Consider the following 16,169-nt stretch of genomic DNA (forward strand, 5'->3'; position numbering starts at 1 on the left):
TCACCTCCTTACCAGACGTAAGCGATGATCTCTCCTCCAACTCCAAGGCTTCGCGCTTCCTTGTCGGTCAAGATGCCTTTTGAAGTTGTGAGAATAGCTATACCTATACCGTTCTTCACCTTTGGTATCTCATCCTTTGCTACATAGAGTCGTCTACCAGGTTTGGAAACCCTGACGATCCCTTTAATGACTCTCTCTCTGCTCCTTCTTTGACCCTTGTATTTCATGTGTATTCTCAGGATTCCTTGTTTTCCGTCTTCTATGTATTTATAATCTTGGATAAACCCTTCCTTCTTCAAAATCTCGCATATCGCTTTCTTCATATTCGAAGCAGGAACGTCCACATAATCTTTAAAAACTACATTTGCGTTCCTTATTCTCGTGAGCATGTCAGCTATCGGGTCACTCCACATCTTTCTCCCTCCCTTTACCAGCTTGCCTTTTTGACACCAGGGAGTTTGCCTTCAAGAACCATCTTTCTGAAGCAAACTCTGCACAAACCAAATTCACGATAAACTGCTTTAGGTCTGCCACACATTGAACATCTTGTATATTCGCGAACTTTGAATTTTTTCGGCCTTTTCCACCTCTCTATGATCCCTTTTCTTGGCATCTTATACCTCCTCTCAATGCTTGAAAGGCAAACCAAGAAGCTCGAGCAATCTCAAAGCTTCAGGATCTGTCTTTGCAGTCGTCACTATTATGATATCCATTCCCTGTGTTCTCGGGGCTTGATCTGGTGTTATCTCTGGAAAAACAAACTGCTCTGTGAGTCCAAAGCTGTAATTACCTCGACCATCAAAGGAGTTCGGATTCAACCCTCTGAAATCTCTCACTTTCGGTAGCACTATGTTTCCAAGTTTGTACAGGAAATTCCACATCCTCAATCCACGGAGTGTCACCTTCAGCCCAACATTCATACCTTTTCTCACTTTGAAGTTTGAAATACTCTTCTTCGCCTTTGTAATAACCGGTTTCTGGCCAGTTATCGCTGCGAGTTCTTTCATATGCCTGTTCAGAATTTCGGCATTCCTTGAGCCTTCACCAATTCCCATATTTATAACTATTTTCTCCAATCTCGGAACCTGGTGTATATTCCTGTAATTGAACTCTTTGATGAGTTTCGGTACAACTTCCTTTTCGTACTTCTCCTTCAGTGGGATGTACTGAGTACCCATCTTTGGATTCCTCCTCACGCCTTATCTATGACTTCACCGCACTTCTTGCAGAATCTGACCTTTGTACCGTCTTCTAAGAGTTTCAGACCAACACGTGTAGGTTTATCACAACTGGGACAGACAAGCATCACCTTGGAAGCATAGATTGCTCCCTCACGCTCTATGATTCCACCTTCTCTGAGTTGTGGTATCGGTCTCTGATGCCTTTTCATTATGTTTACACCCTGGACAAGCACTTTTTTCTCTCTGGGGATTACTTTGAGTACCTTTCCTCTTTTACCTTTGTCCTTTCCCAATATCACTTGTACAAGATCATCTTTCTTTATTCTCATGCCAGCTCACCTCTCACAGTACTTCGGGGGCAAGCGAGATTATCTTCATGTATCCCTTCTCACGAATCTCTCTTGCCACAGGACCAAAAACTCGAGTACCTCGTGGTTCGTTGAATTTATCGATCAAAACAGCTGCGTTATCATCGAATCTGATGTAGGTACCATCAGGTCTTCTCACTGGCTTCCTCGTTCTCACGATCACAGCCTTAACTACTTCACCCTTCTTGATAGCAGTGTTCGGTACAACATCTCTCACGGAACAAACCACTACATCACCTACAGTTCCATACTTTTTATGAAAACCACCCATAACCCTTATGACCCGAAGTTTCTTGGCACCTGAGTTGTCTGCAACATCGAGATAGCTTTCGACTTGGATCATATTCCTTCACTCTCCTCGGAACTGGGTATCTCACCAGTAACGATTTGTTTTTTCAATATCTCGACAACTCGCCAACTCTTTGTTTTGCTGAGTGGTCTTGTTTCTTCAATGACAACCATGTCACCTATCTTGCACTCATTATTTTCATCGTGAGCATGGTATTTTTTCGATCTTTCAATGGCTTTCTTGTATTTCGGGTGTTCGAATTTTCTTGTCACTCTAACAACAACTGTTTTATTCATTTTATCGCTCACGACAATACCTGTGAGTCTCTTCTTTGGCATAAGTCAACTACCTCCTTACTCCAAGTTCTCTTTCGCGAAGAATTGTCTTGATTCTTGCTATATCTCGTCTCAATTCGCTAATCTGTGCGGTATTTCGCAGTTGGCCCATTGCGTGCTGAAATCTCAGATCCATTAACTGTTTCTTCTTTTCCTCTAAGAGCTTCCTCAATTCCTCGTCGGTGTAATTTCGGATCTCGGCTGCCTTCATACAGCCTCACCTCCGATATGTGAACGAGAGACTATCTTCGTAGGTATTGGCAGCTTACTCGCCGCATACATAAGAGCTTCTTTCGCGACATTTTCTTCGACACCAGCTATTTCGAAGAGTATCTTGCCTGGCTTGACAACGCTAACCCATCCTTCTACGTTGCCCTTTCCCTTACCCTGTCTTGTCTCTGCAGGCTTCTTTGTGTATGGTTTATCGGGAAAAACTCTGATCCACAGTTTTCCGCTCTTTTTCATGACTCTCATTATGGCTATACGACCTGCCTCTATCTGTTGCGAGGTTATCCATGCTGGAGCGAGTGCTTTCAGTCCCCAATCACCGAAAGTTACAGTTGCACCACCCTTTGCTGTTCCTCGCATTCGTCCACGTTGTTGTTTCCTGTATTTCACTCTCTTGGGCATCAACATCTTGAAAACCTCCTTGTACTAAATCTGCACGTCTCCTCTGTATATCCAAACTTTTATTCCTATCGTTCCGTACTTCGTTCTTGCGGTAGCAACGCCGTAGTCAACAACGGCTTTGACTGTCTGAAGTGGTAATCTACCACTCAGGTACCATTCACGTCGTGCAATTTCCGCACCTGCGAGTCTACCTGATACCATCACTTTCATACCGACGGCACCTTTTCTGAAGGCGTCTGAAAGGGCACGCTTCATCGCCCTCTTGTACGAGGCTCTTTTTTCTATCCTACTTGCAATGTTCTCGGCAACGAGTTTTGCATCAGTCTCGGGCGTTTTTATTTCTTCTACATTGACAACGACTCTCCTGTTAAGAGATCTCTCAAGATCTTCTCGAAGCTTTCCTATTTCAGTACCCTTTTTCCCTATTATGACACCGGGCCTTGCCGTTTTGATCGTTACTGTGACACTCTCGTTATCAGGTCTTTCTATGAAGACTTCACTGATACCAGCTTGATTGTAGACATCCTTGACTATCTTTCTGATCTGCTCATCTTCCTTTAGCCATATAGCGTAATTCTTTTCGTTGAACCACTTTGCCTGCCAGTCAGCGCTAACTCCAAGCCTAAAACCTCTGGGATGTACTTTCTGACCCACCGTATCACCTCTCTAAGCTTTCGTCTCTTTACTCTTAACCGCTATGGTAATATGACACATTCTTCTCTGAATGATGTCAGCCCTTCCTCTACCGCGTGGCCAAATTCTCTTGAATCTTGGTCCATCATCGACAACGCAGTGTGAAACATAAAGCGTATCGCTGCTGAGTTTCGCGTTGTTTTCAGCATTTGCAACAGCAGACTTGAGAACCTTTTCCACAAGCCTTGCTGCCTTTTTGGGAGACATTTCAAGTATCTGGAAAGCCTCGCCAACATCCTTACCGCGAATCGCATTGATCACGGTCCTCACCTTTCTCGGAGAGGATTTCAGATAGCGACCCTTGGCTTTTACTTCAACAGACTTATTCTCTTCCGCTCTCTGTCTGTACTGCACAGACCTCTTGGGCCTTTTTGTGCCGGCTTCTGCACTCATTACAGTTCCCTCCTCATTTCACCTGACCCTTTGTTGCAGCTTTTTTCTCAGCATGGCCACCAAATCTCCTCGTTGGTGCGAATTCTCCAAGCCTGTGTCCGACCATGTTCTCAGTTATGTATATCGGCACATGTTTCAGACCGTTGTGAACGGCTATCGTGTGACCAACCATCTCAGGAACTATTGTTGAAGCTCTGCTCCAAGTCTTTATGATCTTCTTTTCTCCACTCTCGTTGAGCAATCTGATCTTTTTCAGCAACTTGATATCAACATACGGTCCCTTTTTCTGAGAACGTGCCATCCGTCACACCTCCTCATGCCTGATTGCGTCTTCTTACGATAAACCTGTCTGAAGGTCTTCGACCACGTCTGGTCTTGTATCCTTTAGTTGGTACACCCCAAGGTGTGACTGGGTGTTGTCCCTTACCTCTTCCTTCACCACCACCCATTGGATGGTCAACGGGGTTCATAACCATGGCGCGAACATGTGGTTTTCTGCCAAGCCAACGCGTTCTACCTGCCTTACCAGAGACTTCGTTCTTGTGATCTTCATTGCTGACAATGCCAATCGTTGCATAACATTTCACGTGTATCTTTCTCAGTTCGCCAGATGGCATCTTCAGAAGGGCGTAGTTGCCCTCTCTTGCCATGAGCTGACAGGAAACACCAGCAGATCTCGCGATCTTACCTCCAGAGCCTGGCCTCACCTCAATGTTGTGAATCATAGTTCCCAATGGAATGTTCTCTAAAGGCAGAGCGTTCCCAACTCTGATTTCCGCATCGGGACCACTCATGAGCATATCTCCGACCTGAAGGCCATTTGGTGCCAAGATGTAACGCTTTTCACCATCAGCATACACAAGCAAAGCAATTCTAGCAGATCTATTCGGATCGTACTCAATAGAAGCAACCTTCGCAGGTACTCCTGTCTTATCCCTTTTGAAGTCTATCACACGATATTTTCTCTTATGCCCTCCACCTCTAAATCTCACGGTGATTCTTCCATAATGATTACGTCCACCACTCTTCTTCAATGGTGAGAGCAAAGACTTCTCTGGTTGTTTCTTAGTAACCTCTGAAAAATCTGGCGTCAACATGAAACGAATACCAGGCGACGTTGGTTTATACTTCTTCAAACCCATGGTTTTTCACCTCTCTCACTGCTGACCCTCGAGCTCTTTTATGGTGTATCCTTCTTTTAAGGTGACTATCGCTTTTTTCCATTCCCTCGTTCTGCCTTCAAACCTGCCTCTTCTCTTAGGTTTGGGTTTGCAAACAGATATGTTCACCTTCTCCACTTTAACCTTGAACAATGTTTCAACTGCATTCTTGACAAGGACTCTATTCGCCAGTGGGTTGATCTCAAAGGCGTACTTTCTATCCTCTCTTGCAGCTGTAGTCTTCTCAGTCAATAAGGGCCTTATCAACACGTCATAAGGTGTGAGTTTTTGCTGGTTCATCCCAGCACCTCCTCGATCTTGGTAACCATATCTCGAGTGAGAACTATTTTCTCGTGATTCACGATATCATAAACATTCAATCCATCTATTCTAACTGCCGTTTCATCTTCGCGTGTTGCTCCAGGATTGTCCGCGATGATTGCCTTCAAGCCAGATATGTTTCGACAAGACAGCTTCACATGTTCATACTCTGGTTTCTTCCATGGCAAGACAAACAAAACCTTCTTATCTTTCAACTGCAAGTTCTCAATCAGCTGCCTCATGTTCTTGGCTTTGGGTGTATCAAACTTTATGTCATCGACAACAATTATGTTGCCCTCTCTAAATCTCTGTGATAGAGCAGATCTCAAAGCAAGCTTCTTCATTTTCTTAGGCAGACTCTTTGACCAATCTCTCGGTTTAGGACCGTGAGCAACTCCACCATGTCTCCAAATGGGTGATCTTATCGAACCGTGTCTTGCGCGCCCTGTGTGTTTCTGTGCCCAAGGTTTTCTTCCACCACCGCTTACTTCTGCGCGAGTCTTAGTCGAAGCAGTCCCCGATCTTCGTAAAGATAGTTGATAATCTACATATCTCCAGATAACATCAAGGTTGGGCTCAATGTTGAAGACTTCGTCTTTCAATTCTTGGGTCCCTATCTTTTGACCCTTCATGTTGTAAAGATCTACAAGAGCCATCTTTTATTCCTCCTCATGGTTCATTTTCGGGTTTTCCTGGGACTCCTGATGAGTACCAGACTTCCCCTCGCACCTGGGACTGAGCCTTTGAGTACTATTAGATTGTTGTCAGCATCGAGTTTGACTACTTCAAGATTGTGTGTGGTGACACGCTCGTTGCCATACCTTCCAGGCATTTTCTTACCTTTGAAAATCTTTGCTGGTTCTGTATGCTGTCCAAGTGAGCCAAGTTCTCTGTGAAATTTCGAACCGTGTGCAGATGGACCACCAGAGAATCCCCAACGCTTCATTGCTCCTGAGAACCCTCTTCCTTTTGTCCAGCCAATCACATCAACTTTCTCGCCAACTTGGAATTGATCAACCTTTATCTGTTGACCGATTTCATACGATCCAAGCTCCTTTTCATCTGTCAATCTCATTTCTCTGAGGAACCTCATGGGTTTCAACTGAACTTTTTTAAAGTGTCCTTCAAGTGGTTTGTTCAAGTTTTTGGTCTCTTCAAAACCAAGTTGAACTGCACAGTAGCCATCAACTTGAACGGTTTTCTTCTGAACAACATAGCACGGTCCAGCCTGAATTACTGTAACTGGCACGACTGTGTTGTTGTTGAATAAACGAGTCATTCCTATCTTTCTACCAAGGAGCATCTTCATCTTAGTACACCTCCGACGATTAGAGTTTGATCTCCACGTCGACCCCTGCTGGGAGGTTTATCTTCATCAAGGCGTCGATTGTTTTCGGAGATGGTTCAATTATGTCTATCAATCTTTTGTGAACGCGTTTTTCAAACTGTTCTCTGGAGTCTTTGTGTTTATGAGGCGATCTCAAGACAACGTACAAAGACCTCTCCGTGGGCAACGGTATTGGCCCTGATATCTTTGCGTTCGTTGATTTTGCCACCTCAACAATCTTCTTAGCAGATTCGTCGAGAACTTCATGGTCGTAAGCTTTAAGTTTTATCCTGATTTTCTGTCCAGGCATAAATTTCGTTCCCTCCTTCTTTGCGAAAAGGGTAGGGAGCATAGCTCCCTACCCGGCAACTACTCTATGATCTCAGCGACAACACCTGCTCCAACTGTCTTACCGCCTTCTCTTATTGCGAAGCGCATACCTTTTTCAATCGCTATTGGGTATATGAGTTTGATCGTCAAAATAGCGTTATCACCAGGCATGACCATTTCTGCGTTGTTCCCAAGTTCAACGATTTCACCAGTGACATCAGCTGTTCTGATGAAGAACTGTGGTCTGTAACCTTTCATGAATGGTGTGTGTCTTCCACCTTCTTCTTTCTTCAGAACGTACACGTTGGCTTTGAAGGTTGTATGAGGTGTGATTGAACCAGGAGCAGCGAGAACTTGTCCGCGTTCGATTTCGTCTTTGTCAACACCTCTCAAAAGACAACCAACGTTGTCACCAGCAATTCCCTCGTCGAGTTCTTTTCTGAACATCTCAACACTCGTGACAACTGTCTTCTTGATCTCGTAACTCTGTCCAACGATCTCCACTTCCTCGCCAGGTCTAATTCTTCCGCGCTCGATTCTACCCGTTGCCACCGTTCCTCTTCCGGTGATTGAGAAGATGTCCTCAACAGCCATTAGGAATGGTTTATCAACTTCACGGAGTGGATCAGGTATGTAGTTGTCAAGCGCGTCCAAGAGTTCTTGAATAGGTTTGTAAACAGGATCGTTTGGATTCATTGGTCCTTCCATAGCGAGCAAGGCAGAACCTCTTATGACTGGAACCTCATCGCCTGGGAATTCGTACTTCGTGAGAAGATCTCTAACTTCCATTTCGACCAAATCAACCAATTCCTTATCATCAACAGCATCAACCTTGTTCAGAAAGACAACCATAGCTGGAACGTTAACCTGTCTTGCCAACAGAACGTGCTCGCGTGTCTGAGGCATTGGTCCATCTGTTGCTGCAACAACAAGGATTGCTCCGTCCATCTGAGCCGCACCAGTGATCATGTTCTTTATGTAGTCTGCGTGACCAGGACAGTCAATGTGTGCGTAATGTCTTTTTTCTGTTTGGTACTCAACGTGCGTGATGTTAATAGTGATTCCTCTAGCCTTTTCTTCAGGTGCTTTGTCGATTTGATCGTACGGAACATAGTAAGCAAGATTCTTGAACGAGAGATACTTTGTAATCGCCGCTGTCAGCGTGGTCTTTCCATGGTCTATGTGTCCAATGGTACCAACGTTGACATGTGGCTTTGTTCTCACGAATTTTTCCTTTGCCATTCATTCTCCCTCCTTCACACCTAAACAGCCTTCAGTATCTTTTCGATAACTCTATCAGGTACCTCTTTGTAATGAGAAAACTGAGCTATGTGAGTTGCCCTTCCTTGGCTCAGAGATCTGAGTGTTGTGGCATAGCCAAACAACTCAGACAGAGGTACAAATGCTCTCACAACCCTATGATTGACTCGACTTTCCAAAGATTCAACCTGTGCCCTTCTTGCATTCAGGTCCGCTATGATCCCACCGAGGTATTCTTCAGGTGTGATTATCTCGAGTCGCATCACCGGCTCTAACAAAATCAGCTGACAAGCTCTCATGGCATTCTTGAAAGCAAGACTTGCTGCTATCTTGAAGGCAATTTCCGATGAATCAACCTCGTGATACGAACCATCCAGTAAAACCGCTCTGACACAGATCATCGGATAACCTGCCAAGACACCAGTCTCCATTGCTTCCCTTACACCTTCTTCAACAGCCGGGATATACTCCTTAGGTATCACACCTCCAACCGTTTTGTTAACGAATTCAAAATGCTTTTCACCGTCTAAGGGCAACGGCTCGAATCTCATTATAACATGTCCGTATTGTCCTCTACCACCTGTTTGTCTGATGTACTTTCCCTCAGCTTCTGCTGCTTGTCTTATGGTTTCCTTGTACGCGACTTGAGGTCTACCTATTCTAACATTTACGCCGAACTCCCTCTTGAGTCGATCTGTGATGATCTCAAGATGAAGTTCTCCCATACCCGACAACACAACTTGTCCAGTCTCTTTGTCAACGTTAACTTTGAGAGTCGGATCTTCTTCAGATAACGCACTTACTGCTTTTACCATCTTTTCTTCATCATCGTGAGTAACCGGCTCTATTGCGATTGAGATCACTGGATCTGGGAAATCTATCTTTTCAAGCAGAATTGGCTTTTCCTGTGTGCAGAGAGTGTCACCCGTAGTTGTGCTTCTCAAACCTATCAACGCGACTATGTCTCCAGCTCTTGCGTAGTTGACATCCTCCCTCTTGTCCGCGTGCATGAACATCAGTCGGGCAACACGCTCGCGAACTTGTTTTGTTGAGTTGTAGATATAAGTTCCTTTCTCCAGTTTTCCTGAATACACCCTAACATATGTGAGCTTACCAACATATGGATCTGTCTGTATTTTGAATGCAAGCCCTGCAAAGTCGCCTTCTACTGTAGGTAGGACTTCCACTTCCTCTCCTGTGAGAGTCAATCCCTTTGCAGGCGGAATGTCCAATGGTGAAGGCAAATAGTCTACTATTGCATCAAGTAAAGGCTGTATTCCCTTGTTTCTAGCTGCAGCTCCGCACAAAACTGGAACGAGTCTGTTGTTTATCGTTGCCTTTCTCAGAGCACGTTTTATCTTTTCTACAGATATATCTTTTTCTTCAAGGTACAACTCCATCAGCTCTTCATCTTCTTCGGCGAGTAAAGAAATCATCTCTTCTCGCATTTCTTCAGCAAAATCAAACATATCATCTGGTATTTCTGAGATCGACAGTTCGCTACCATCTTCACTCAGCCAAGTGATTGCTTTCATTCTAACGAGATCTACAACACCCGCGAAATCTCTTTCACTACCTATGGGAATCTGTATAGCTATCGGCCTTGCATGAAGTCTATCAACCATTGTCTTCATTGCCATGAAGAAATCTGCTCCGGTTTTATCCATTTTGTTCATAAAAGCTATTCGCGGTACACCATACTTCTGCGCCTGGCGCCACACAGTTTCTGTCTGTGGCTCCACACCAGCTGTTGCGTCGAAAACAGCAACTGCTCCATCGAGAACTCTTAGAGCTCTTTCCACTTCAATGGTAAAATCCACATGGCCGGGCGTATCAATTATATTGATTCGATGATCTTTCCAGAAACAAGTGGTAGCCGCAGCGGTAATCGTTATTCCACGTTCCTTTTCCTGCTCCATCCAATCCATCGTGGCGGTACCTTCATCAACGCTACCAAGCGCATGTTTACGGCCAGTATAGTACAGAATACGCTCTGTTGTCGTCGTCTTACCGGCATCTATATGAGCCATTATTCCGATATTGCGTAACCTGTCCAGCGAAACATAAAGCGCATCGACTTCTATCATGATCTTTCCTTTCACCACCGTAAGTGGGCAAATGCCCTGTTCGCCTCCGCCATTTTATGTGTGTCTTCTCTCTTCTTCACTGCAACACCAGTACCTTGATAAGAAGCAAGAATCTCATCGCCAAGTCTTATATACATCGGTTTTCCTCTTTTCGATCTGGCGGCGTTGATCACCCATCTGAGTGCCAAAGAGGTTTTTCTGGGCTCCTGAACCTCAACGGGAACTTGGTAAGTCGCTCCACCAACACGTCTTGGTCTGACCTCCAAAACAGGTTTGACATTCTCCATTGCCTTTTGGAATACCTCCAGAGGATCTTTGCCAGATTTTTCCTTTACGTAATCCAGAGCGTCGTAAACTATTTTCTGAGCAACTGCTTTCTTACCATCCCACATGATCTTGTTTATGAGTTTTGCAACAAGCACATCTTTGTACACGGGGTCAGGAGATGCCTCTCTGACTTCTGCTCTTCGCCTTCTCATTAGATCATCCTCCCAAAACTACTTCTTTGATCTCTTTGCACCATATTTGCTACGTGACTGTTTTCTGTTTTCGACACCTGCGGTGTCGAGAGTACCGCGTATAATCTTGTACCTGATACCCGGAAGATCCTTAACCCTTCCGCCTCTAACAAGAACAACAGAATGTTCCTGCAGGTTATGCCCAATACCAGGTATGTACGCAGTTACTTCTGTACCATTAGACAGTCTGACTCTTGCGATCTTTCTCAGAGCTGAGTTTGGTTTCTTTGGCGTCATGGTTGTGACACGAATACACACACCACGCTTCTGGGGATTGCCCTGTAAAGCTGGTGCCTTCGACTTTTCAATTTTCTGAGATCTTCGAAGCCTGATCAACTGATTTATTGTCGGCATCTGTATCCTCCCTTCAACGACACACCAAATGCCGATTCTATAATAAAAACGGCAATTTGTCAACTTCTATTCGTCAAAGCTCAGCAAAATTCATTATACTACCACTCTGAAAGGCAAGAGCAACAAAGAATTGAAATTATTATTTCGATTTCAAATAGTCCCAGCAGGCATTCAAGGTGATGAAATATTTTCCCAATCAAAGTAGTTTCACGAAATCCATGAAATTCATCTAAAGAAACCTTTTCTCTCATCTCGAAAAATAAGGGCAGGCAAGAGCCTGCCCGCGACAGCAATTCTATGTTAGTCTATATGAACATGTTGACCTGCTACACCACTCTTTGTGAACTCTTCTTGGTAAACGTATTTTTTCTTGTAAGCCATTACCGTGGAGATGAAGGCTTCTACTATCATCCATACAGCTATGATCAGTGTCACTGTGGCTATGAACACAAGTAACCAGTTTTTCGCCAAATAATAGGTCTTGATATTCAGTACCGTTGCCCAGATAGTAGCCGTCAACATGAAAATCATCGGAAGCAAGGTTGGCCAGATCGGTTTTCTCTTCTTGGCGAGATAAACAGTTGCAATCATCAATGCAAGACCTGCTAAAAGTTGGTTCAAAGCTCCGAAGACTGGCCAAAGTTTCATGGCGCCCCTGCCATCTGGCGAAACCATACAAAGCGCGAAAGCTGCCAGAACCACAATGAAGGTTGTGAAATACCTGTTCTTAAAAGGACCAATTGGTTTCATGTCTTTGCCTTTAAACAATTCCTCGAGTCCGAAACGTTGTATTCTTGTAGCAGAGTCTAATGTTGTCCCAGCAAAAGAAACCACAAAGATAGCCATCAGCGTTGCTCCCAATTGCTTTGGAATGCCTATTGCATTCATCAAATTAGAAGCTCCTTCAACAATGGCCTTCAATTGAGCAGCCAGCCCTGCGCCAGCAGTCGTCGACCAAGAAGAATAGTATTTCAGGTACCCTGCACTCCCCGCACCGTACATTCCGATTCCCGCTGTTACCGCAATTATTATCAGAATAGACAACGAACCTTCAAGAAGCATTCCTCCATAACCAACGAACTGCGCATCTGTCTCTTTTTCAAGCTGTTTGACCGTTGTCCCTGAAGAGGCAAGGCTGTGAAAACCACTTATGGCGCCACAGGCAATTGTGACAAACAAGAGTGGCCATAGATTTGGTGCACCAGCCGCTTGTTGATAAGCAGGTGCAACGACTTGTGGCCTTGCAACGAGTGTACCTAAGAACAACGCAGCCATCAATACTAACAGCTCGTGAGAGTTTATGTAATCACGAGGCTGCAGCAGCGTCTGCACTGGTAGAACGGATGCAAAGTAACTGTAAGCCAGAAGAATGACTATCCACGAGACGATCGGAGAAACACCACCGATCTGCGGCATTTTCAACGGCAAGTAAATTCCTATCACTGCAAAGACATAAAGCAGAATGAGACCTATGATCGAGTAGACGGTATCTTTCTTGCCCTTCTTATAAACCATGTAACCTATCCACATGGCAATTGGTATCTCCATCCAAATTGACAGGACACTTTGTGGATACATATTGAACAAAATACCCATTATCATAGCAAATACCGCCAGAACGATCCACAGCAGGAACTGTATCAGGATCAGAAAGATTATTCCAACCCTGTTCGAGACGATGCCTTTTGTCATCTCTCCTATGGTCTTGCCACCGTGTCTTGATGAGATGACCAGTGAGACAAAGTCATGCACTCCACCGGCAAATATAGGACCCAGAAAGACCCACAAAAATGCTGGTAGCCATCCCCATATAACACCTATTGCTGGACCAACTATGGGACCGGTTCCAGCAATCGTAGTGAAATGGTGTCCGAGCAAGATGTGCCTCCTGGTTGGAACGTAATCGACACCGTCTTTGAATTCCTTAGAAGGTACGCGGTTTGTGTCCTTCAAACCAAAAAGCTTCTGTGCAAGCCATTTACCATAGGTGTTGTACGCAACTATGTAGCCTATGAAAGCTATTATTGCGAGGACCAACGAGTTCATTAAAGATCACCTCCGTTTTTTTAAAGAATTCAACTATCATTGTATGAAGGTGGAGGATATTCGAAGGATCGAAAGGCAACTGTAGGGAATGAATGGCAAAAAAACGAACCTCACACGAAGAGAGAAGACTTGACAACTCTTTGATACATTCTTGAAACAGGTATCACATAACCATTTTCGAGTTCTATTTGCATATTCGGAAGGCGAATTAGCCTCTTAACCTTGTTCAAATTACATATGTACGATTTATGAACTCTTAGAAAGTTCTTGGGTAGTCTTCTTTCAAGTTCACTAATACCCCAGTGATACACTTCATATTCCCCATCGAGGGTCATGACAACACATTTTTTACCAAAGGCTTCGATGTAAAAGAGCTTTTCAAAATCGAGCATGAGAACATCTTTACCGTCACGCACGGGCAACTTTAAGAGAGGACGTGAATAGGCTTGAAGTATTCTTTCAACACAAAGTTTGAACCTTTCTTCTCTAACAGGTTTGACAAGATAATCTATTGCTCCTATTTCAAAAGCTTGTGCGGCGTATTCTTCGTATGCGGTTACAAAAACTATACCTATCTTATTGATTTTCTTGGCGATGTTTATTCCAGATTCTGAAGGTAGTTTTATATCGACGAACGCAACATCAAACTCTGTCAGACGTCTCAAGAATTCCCTTGGCGAGGCAAAGACACCAACGAGCTTAAGTTCAGGATATTTCGACACCATCTGAACGATACTCTCACGAGCTAATTGCTCGTCTTCTAATATAGCGACTCTTATCATGAGCCCCCTCCATTGGTATAGTTATCGTGACAGTTAATCCATCTTTATTCTTGTATTCCACTCTTGCCCTGTCCCCGTACAGATTGCGTAGCCGTGCTTCTACAAGAGTCATTCCAATACCTTTCTGCGCAGACTTCATGCCCATACCCTTGTCAGAAACCCTCAGTATCAGTTCACTATCTTTTGAACTCACTTTGACTTTTACTGAGATCTTACCATCCCTCGCTCCATACTCTACAGCATTTTCCACGATCGGTTGCAGAATCATTGTTGGAACCTGTTGATCTTTCAAATCTTCTGGAATATCTATTTCATAAACCAATGAATCTCCGTATCTGAGCTTCATTATCGAAAGGTAATATTCAATCATTCTCAGCTCTTCGCTGAGTGTTACGAGAGATTCTTTGTTTTTGAAGTAATACCTGAGCAGTTCAGATAATTCGTCAACCATCTTCACTGCATTTTCATCATCATTTCTTATGAGATATCTTATGCTCGCAAGGGTATTGAACAAAAAGTGAGGACCAAGCTTTGAAGCAAAATCTCTCATCTGTGCTTCGCGTGCGAGTATCGACTCTTTAACTGCTCTTGCCGCCACGACAACCATTTCGATGAATTTTGCTATCTCCCTCAACATTAAAGTCTGTTCTTCCTGTAGTTCCGTATTGTTCAGAACCATCAACCTACCTATTGTCCTACCTCTGCTTTTCAACGCAATGCATGCCCTAACAGGACAGTTGCTTTCCTGCCGTGAAGTTCTTTCATCAAAATCAATTATCAACTTCTCAACTCCAAGAATAGTTGAAAGCTTCTCGGCGAACCTTTGTATGTTTGCCGTACTCGGCTCCTCAATGGTCTTCACTGCGTCTTCTGCCACGGCAAGGGTTGTTGAAAATACCTTCGATGAAGCATCTTTGACAGCCTGCTCAGTGAATTTCGTGAGTGCCAATATCAGTGCCACACCAAAAGCGTTGGTTATCACCATCGGTGCCAATGCATTCAAAACGATGTCTGCTGCCAGTGAGCGCGGTATAATAAGGAAATATGCGACAAAAAGATGAACAAGCTCCGAAAAGGCAGATATGAGACTGCCGAGAATAACTTTCTCCTTAGAACGCAGGTACCAGCCTCTGAGACTGGTTGAGAAGAGACCAGCACAGAGTGTGCCAACAGCGCACGCAAAGCCAGATGGACCTCCCAAGAAGAATCTGTGAGAGGAGGCAATAGAGCTGCTGAGCAGAGATGCCGGCAGACCGCCGTAAAGTGAGGCGACTATGACTCCTATATCTCGATAGTTTATGATCGCACCCTTGTACGGCAGTCCCAAGATAGTCCCCAGAACTCCGAAAAGACCACCAAAGACACCCAGAACAATCGGTTTATTTCCTTCAAACAATTTGACAAAGGACTTCTTCGTCTTGTAGAACTGTAGAGCAAAGAAGATAGTCACTCCGAGTATCGTCATCCTACCGAAGAGCGTGATCAACAAATACACAATCTCACCTAATGGAATTTTATATCAAAAGATAGATCTCATAAAAACAGCAACTCAAAGTTTTCACAAAACTCAGTACTCAATGCCTTTCCTTGCCAAAACTCCCTTTTGGTAGTAATGTTTGACCTCTTTCATTTCTGTCACAAGGTCTGCAATTTCCAGAAGTTCCTCAGGTGCATATCTACCGGTGACGATCACCTCAGTTGATGGGGTTCTCGATTGAACAACCTCAACGAGTTGCTCGGCAGAAAACAGTCCAAGATAGCATGCAACGTTTGCCTCGTCTAAGATCACTATGTCGTACTCACCAGTGGTGAGAATTTCTTTCACCCTTTTCAGACCTTCAGCAGCGATTCTGATGTCTTCTTCATCAGGCTTTCCATGAATGAATGATGGCTTGCCGAATCTCTCGATCGTCACATTCGGCAAAAGTTTCAAAGAATGCAGTTCCCCATAGTCCATTCCCTTCATAAACTGTGCAATGTAAACCTTCAAACCGCTACCAACCGCCCTGAGTGTCAATCCCAGGGCTGCCGTTGTTTTGCCCTTACCGTTACCAGTGTAGACCTGTACGTAACCTATCATGTCACTACCCTCCTA

At 44.3% G+C, this 16,169-nt stretch carries 24 protein-coding genes; all 24 read right to left on the reverse strand.

Annotated features, from left to right (window positions below):
- Positions 1 to 8: 8 nt before the first annotated feature.
- On the reverse strand, positions 9 to 413 hold the full coding sequence (gene rpsH / locus ACSFC1_RS06645; protein WP_435565325.1) for a 30S ribosomal protein S8: 405 nt from the start codon (positions 411 to 413) through the stop codon (positions 9 to 11).
- Between the two features lie 14 nt (positions 414 to 427).
- The gene (locus ACSFC1_RS06650; protein ID WP_041083304.1) at positions 428 to 613 is read right to left on the reverse strand and encodes a type Z 30S ribosomal protein S14; all 186 of its coding nucleotides are present in this window, start codon (positions 611 to 613) and stop codon (positions 428 to 430) included.
- A gap of 13 nt (positions 614 to 626) precedes the next feature.
- Positions 627 to 1,178, reverse strand: a complete 552-nt coding sequence (gene rplE, locus ACSFC1_RS06655; RefSeq protein ID WP_435565326.1) for a 50S ribosomal protein L5 — start codon at positions 1,176 to 1,178, stop codon at positions 627 to 629.
- Between the two features lie 14 nt (positions 1,179 to 1,192).
- A complete protein-coding gene (gene rplX, locus ACSFC1_RS06660) occupies positions 1,193 to 1,510 on the reverse strand; it encodes a 50S ribosomal protein L24 (RefSeq protein WP_435565327.1) in 318 nt (105 codons plus the stop codon).
- Between the two features lie 13 nt (positions 1,511 to 1,523).
- The gene (gene rplN, locus ACSFC1_RS06665) at positions 1,524 to 1,892 is read right to left on the reverse strand and encodes a 50S ribosomal protein L14 (RefSeq protein ID WP_435565328.1); all 369 of its coding nucleotides are present in this window, start codon (positions 1,890 to 1,892) and stop codon (positions 1,524 to 1,526) included.
- Complete coding sequence (gene rpsQ / locus ACSFC1_RS06670; RefSeq protein ID WP_435565329.1) at positions 1,889 to 2,176, reverse strand: 30S ribosomal protein S17; 288 nt, start codon at positions 2,174 to 2,176, stop codon at positions 1,889 to 1,891. Before rpsQ ends, rplN begins: the two co-directional genes overlap by 4 nt.
- Positions 2,177 to 2,183: 7 nt before the next feature.
- Positions 2,184 to 2,384, reverse strand: coding sequence for a 50S ribosomal protein L29 (gene rpmC, locus ACSFC1_RS06675; protein ID WP_435565330.1), 201 nt, complete (start codon positions 2,382 to 2,384; stop codon positions 2,184 to 2,186).
- The gene (gene rplP, locus ACSFC1_RS06680) at positions 2,381 to 2,809 is read right to left on the reverse strand and encodes a 50S ribosomal protein L16 (RefSeq protein WP_435565331.1); all 429 of its coding nucleotides are present in this window, start codon (positions 2,807 to 2,809) and stop codon (positions 2,381 to 2,383) included. The genes rpmC and rplP overlap by 4 nt, the downstream gene beginning before the upstream one ends.
- 18 nt (positions 2,810 to 2,827) lie before the next feature.
- The gene (rpsC, locus tag ACSFC1_RS06685; RefSeq protein ID WP_435565332.1) at positions 2,828 to 3,457 is read right to left on the reverse strand and encodes a 30S ribosomal protein S3; all 630 of its coding nucleotides are present in this window, start codon (positions 3,455 to 3,457) and stop codon (positions 2,828 to 2,830) included.
- Positions 3,458 to 3,469: 12 nt separating this feature from the next.
- On the reverse strand, positions 3,470 to 3,889 hold the full coding sequence (rplV, locus tag ACSFC1_RS06690) for a 50S ribosomal protein L22 (RefSeq protein ID WP_435565333.1): 420 nt from the start codon (positions 3,887 to 3,889) through the stop codon (positions 3,470 to 3,472).
- A gap of 13 nt (positions 3,890 to 3,902) precedes the next feature.
- Positions 3,903 to 4,190, reverse strand: a complete 288-nt coding sequence (gene rpsS / locus ACSFC1_RS06695; protein WP_435565334.1) for a 30S ribosomal protein S19 — start codon at positions 4,188 to 4,190, stop codon at positions 3,903 to 3,905.
- A gap of 13 nt (positions 4,191 to 4,203) precedes the next feature.
- Entirely contained in the window at positions 4,204 to 5,031 is an 828-nt protein-coding gene (gene rplB, locus ACSFC1_RS06700) for a 50S ribosomal protein L2 (protein ID WP_435565335.1), read from the reverse strand.
- 15 nt (positions 5,032 to 5,046) lie between these two features.
- Positions 5,047 to 5,349, reverse strand: a complete 303-nt coding sequence (gene rplW / locus ACSFC1_RS06705; protein WP_435565336.1) for a 50S ribosomal protein L23 — start codon at positions 5,347 to 5,349, stop codon at positions 5,047 to 5,049.
- Positions 5,346 to 6,026: a 50S ribosomal protein L4 gene (gene rplD / locus ACSFC1_RS06710; RefSeq protein ID WP_435565337.1), complete on the reverse strand. Its 681-nt coding sequence runs from the start codon at positions 6,024 to 6,026 to the stop codon at positions 5,346 to 5,348. The genes rplW and rplD overlap by 4 nt, the downstream gene beginning before the upstream one ends.
- Positions 6,027 to 6,046: 20 nt before the next feature.
- Positions 6,047 to 6,679 carry a 50S ribosomal protein L3 gene (rplC, locus tag ACSFC1_RS06715; RefSeq protein WP_435565338.1) on the reverse strand — a complete coding sequence of 211 codons (633 nt, stop codon included), beginning with the start codon at positions 6,677 to 6,679 and terminating at the stop codon, positions 6,047 to 6,049.
- Between the two features lie 19 nt (positions 6,680 to 6,698).
- Entirely contained in the window at positions 6,699 to 7,007 is a 309-nt protein-coding gene (rpsJ, locus tag ACSFC1_RS06720; protein WP_041083329.1) for a 30S ribosomal protein S10, read from the reverse strand.
- 59 nt (positions 7,008 to 7,066) lie between these two features.
- A complete protein-coding gene (gene tuf / locus ACSFC1_RS06725) occupies positions 7,067 to 8,269 on the reverse strand; it encodes an elongation factor Tu (RefSeq protein WP_435565339.1) in 1,203 nt (400 codons plus the stop codon).
- 20 nt (positions 8,270 to 8,289) lie between these two features.
- Positions 8,290 to 10,374, reverse strand: coding sequence for an elongation factor G (gene fusA / locus ACSFC1_RS06730; RefSeq protein ID WP_435565340.1), 2,085 nt, complete (start codon positions 10,372 to 10,374; stop codon positions 8,290 to 8,292).
- Positions 10,375 to 10,385: 11 nt separating this feature from the next.
- Positions 10,386 to 10,853, reverse strand: a complete 468-nt coding sequence (gene rpsG / locus ACSFC1_RS06735) for a 30S ribosomal protein S7 (protein ID WP_435565341.1) — start codon at positions 10,851 to 10,853, stop codon at positions 10,386 to 10,388.
- A gap of 18 nt (positions 10,854 to 10,871) precedes the next feature.
- Positions 10,872 to 11,246: a 30S ribosomal protein S12 gene (rpsL, locus tag ACSFC1_RS06740; RefSeq protein ID WP_435565342.1), complete on the reverse strand. Its 375-nt coding sequence runs from the start codon at positions 11,244 to 11,246 to the stop codon at positions 10,872 to 10,874.
- Positions 11,247 to 11,546: 300 nt separating this feature from the next.
- Positions 11,547 to 13,292, reverse strand: coding sequence for a carbon starvation CstA family protein (locus ACSFC1_RS06745; RefSeq protein WP_435565343.1), 1,746 nt, complete (start codon positions 13,290 to 13,292; stop codon positions 11,547 to 11,549).
- A 110-nt stretch (positions 13,293 to 13,402) separates the two neighbouring features.
- Positions 13,403 to 14,074, reverse strand: coding sequence for a LytR/AlgR family response regulator transcription factor (locus ACSFC1_RS06750; RefSeq protein WP_435565344.1), 672 nt, complete (start codon positions 14,072 to 14,074; stop codon positions 13,403 to 13,405).
- On the reverse strand, positions 14,031 to 15,569 hold the full coding sequence (locus ACSFC1_RS06755) for a LytS/YhcK type 5TM receptor domain-containing protein (RefSeq protein ID WP_435565345.1): 1,539 nt from the start codon (positions 15,567 to 15,569) through the stop codon (positions 14,031 to 14,033). The genes ACSFC1_RS06750 and ACSFC1_RS06755 overlap by 44 nt, the downstream gene beginning before the upstream one ends.
- Positions 15,570 to 15,641: 72 nt before the next feature.
- Positions 15,642 to 16,154: a cob(I)yrinic acid a,c-diamide adenosyltransferase gene (cobO, locus tag ACSFC1_RS06760; RefSeq protein WP_435565346.1), complete on the reverse strand. Its 513-nt coding sequence runs from the start codon at positions 16,152 to 16,154 to the stop codon at positions 15,642 to 15,644.
- Positions 16,155 to 16,169: the final 15 nt, after the last annotated feature.

Source organism: Pseudothermotoga sp. U03pept (assembly GCF_051235805.1).
In the GTDB taxonomy this organism is placed as follows: domain Bacteria; phylum Thermotogota; class Thermotogae; order Thermotogales; family DSM-5069; genus Pseudothermotoga_B.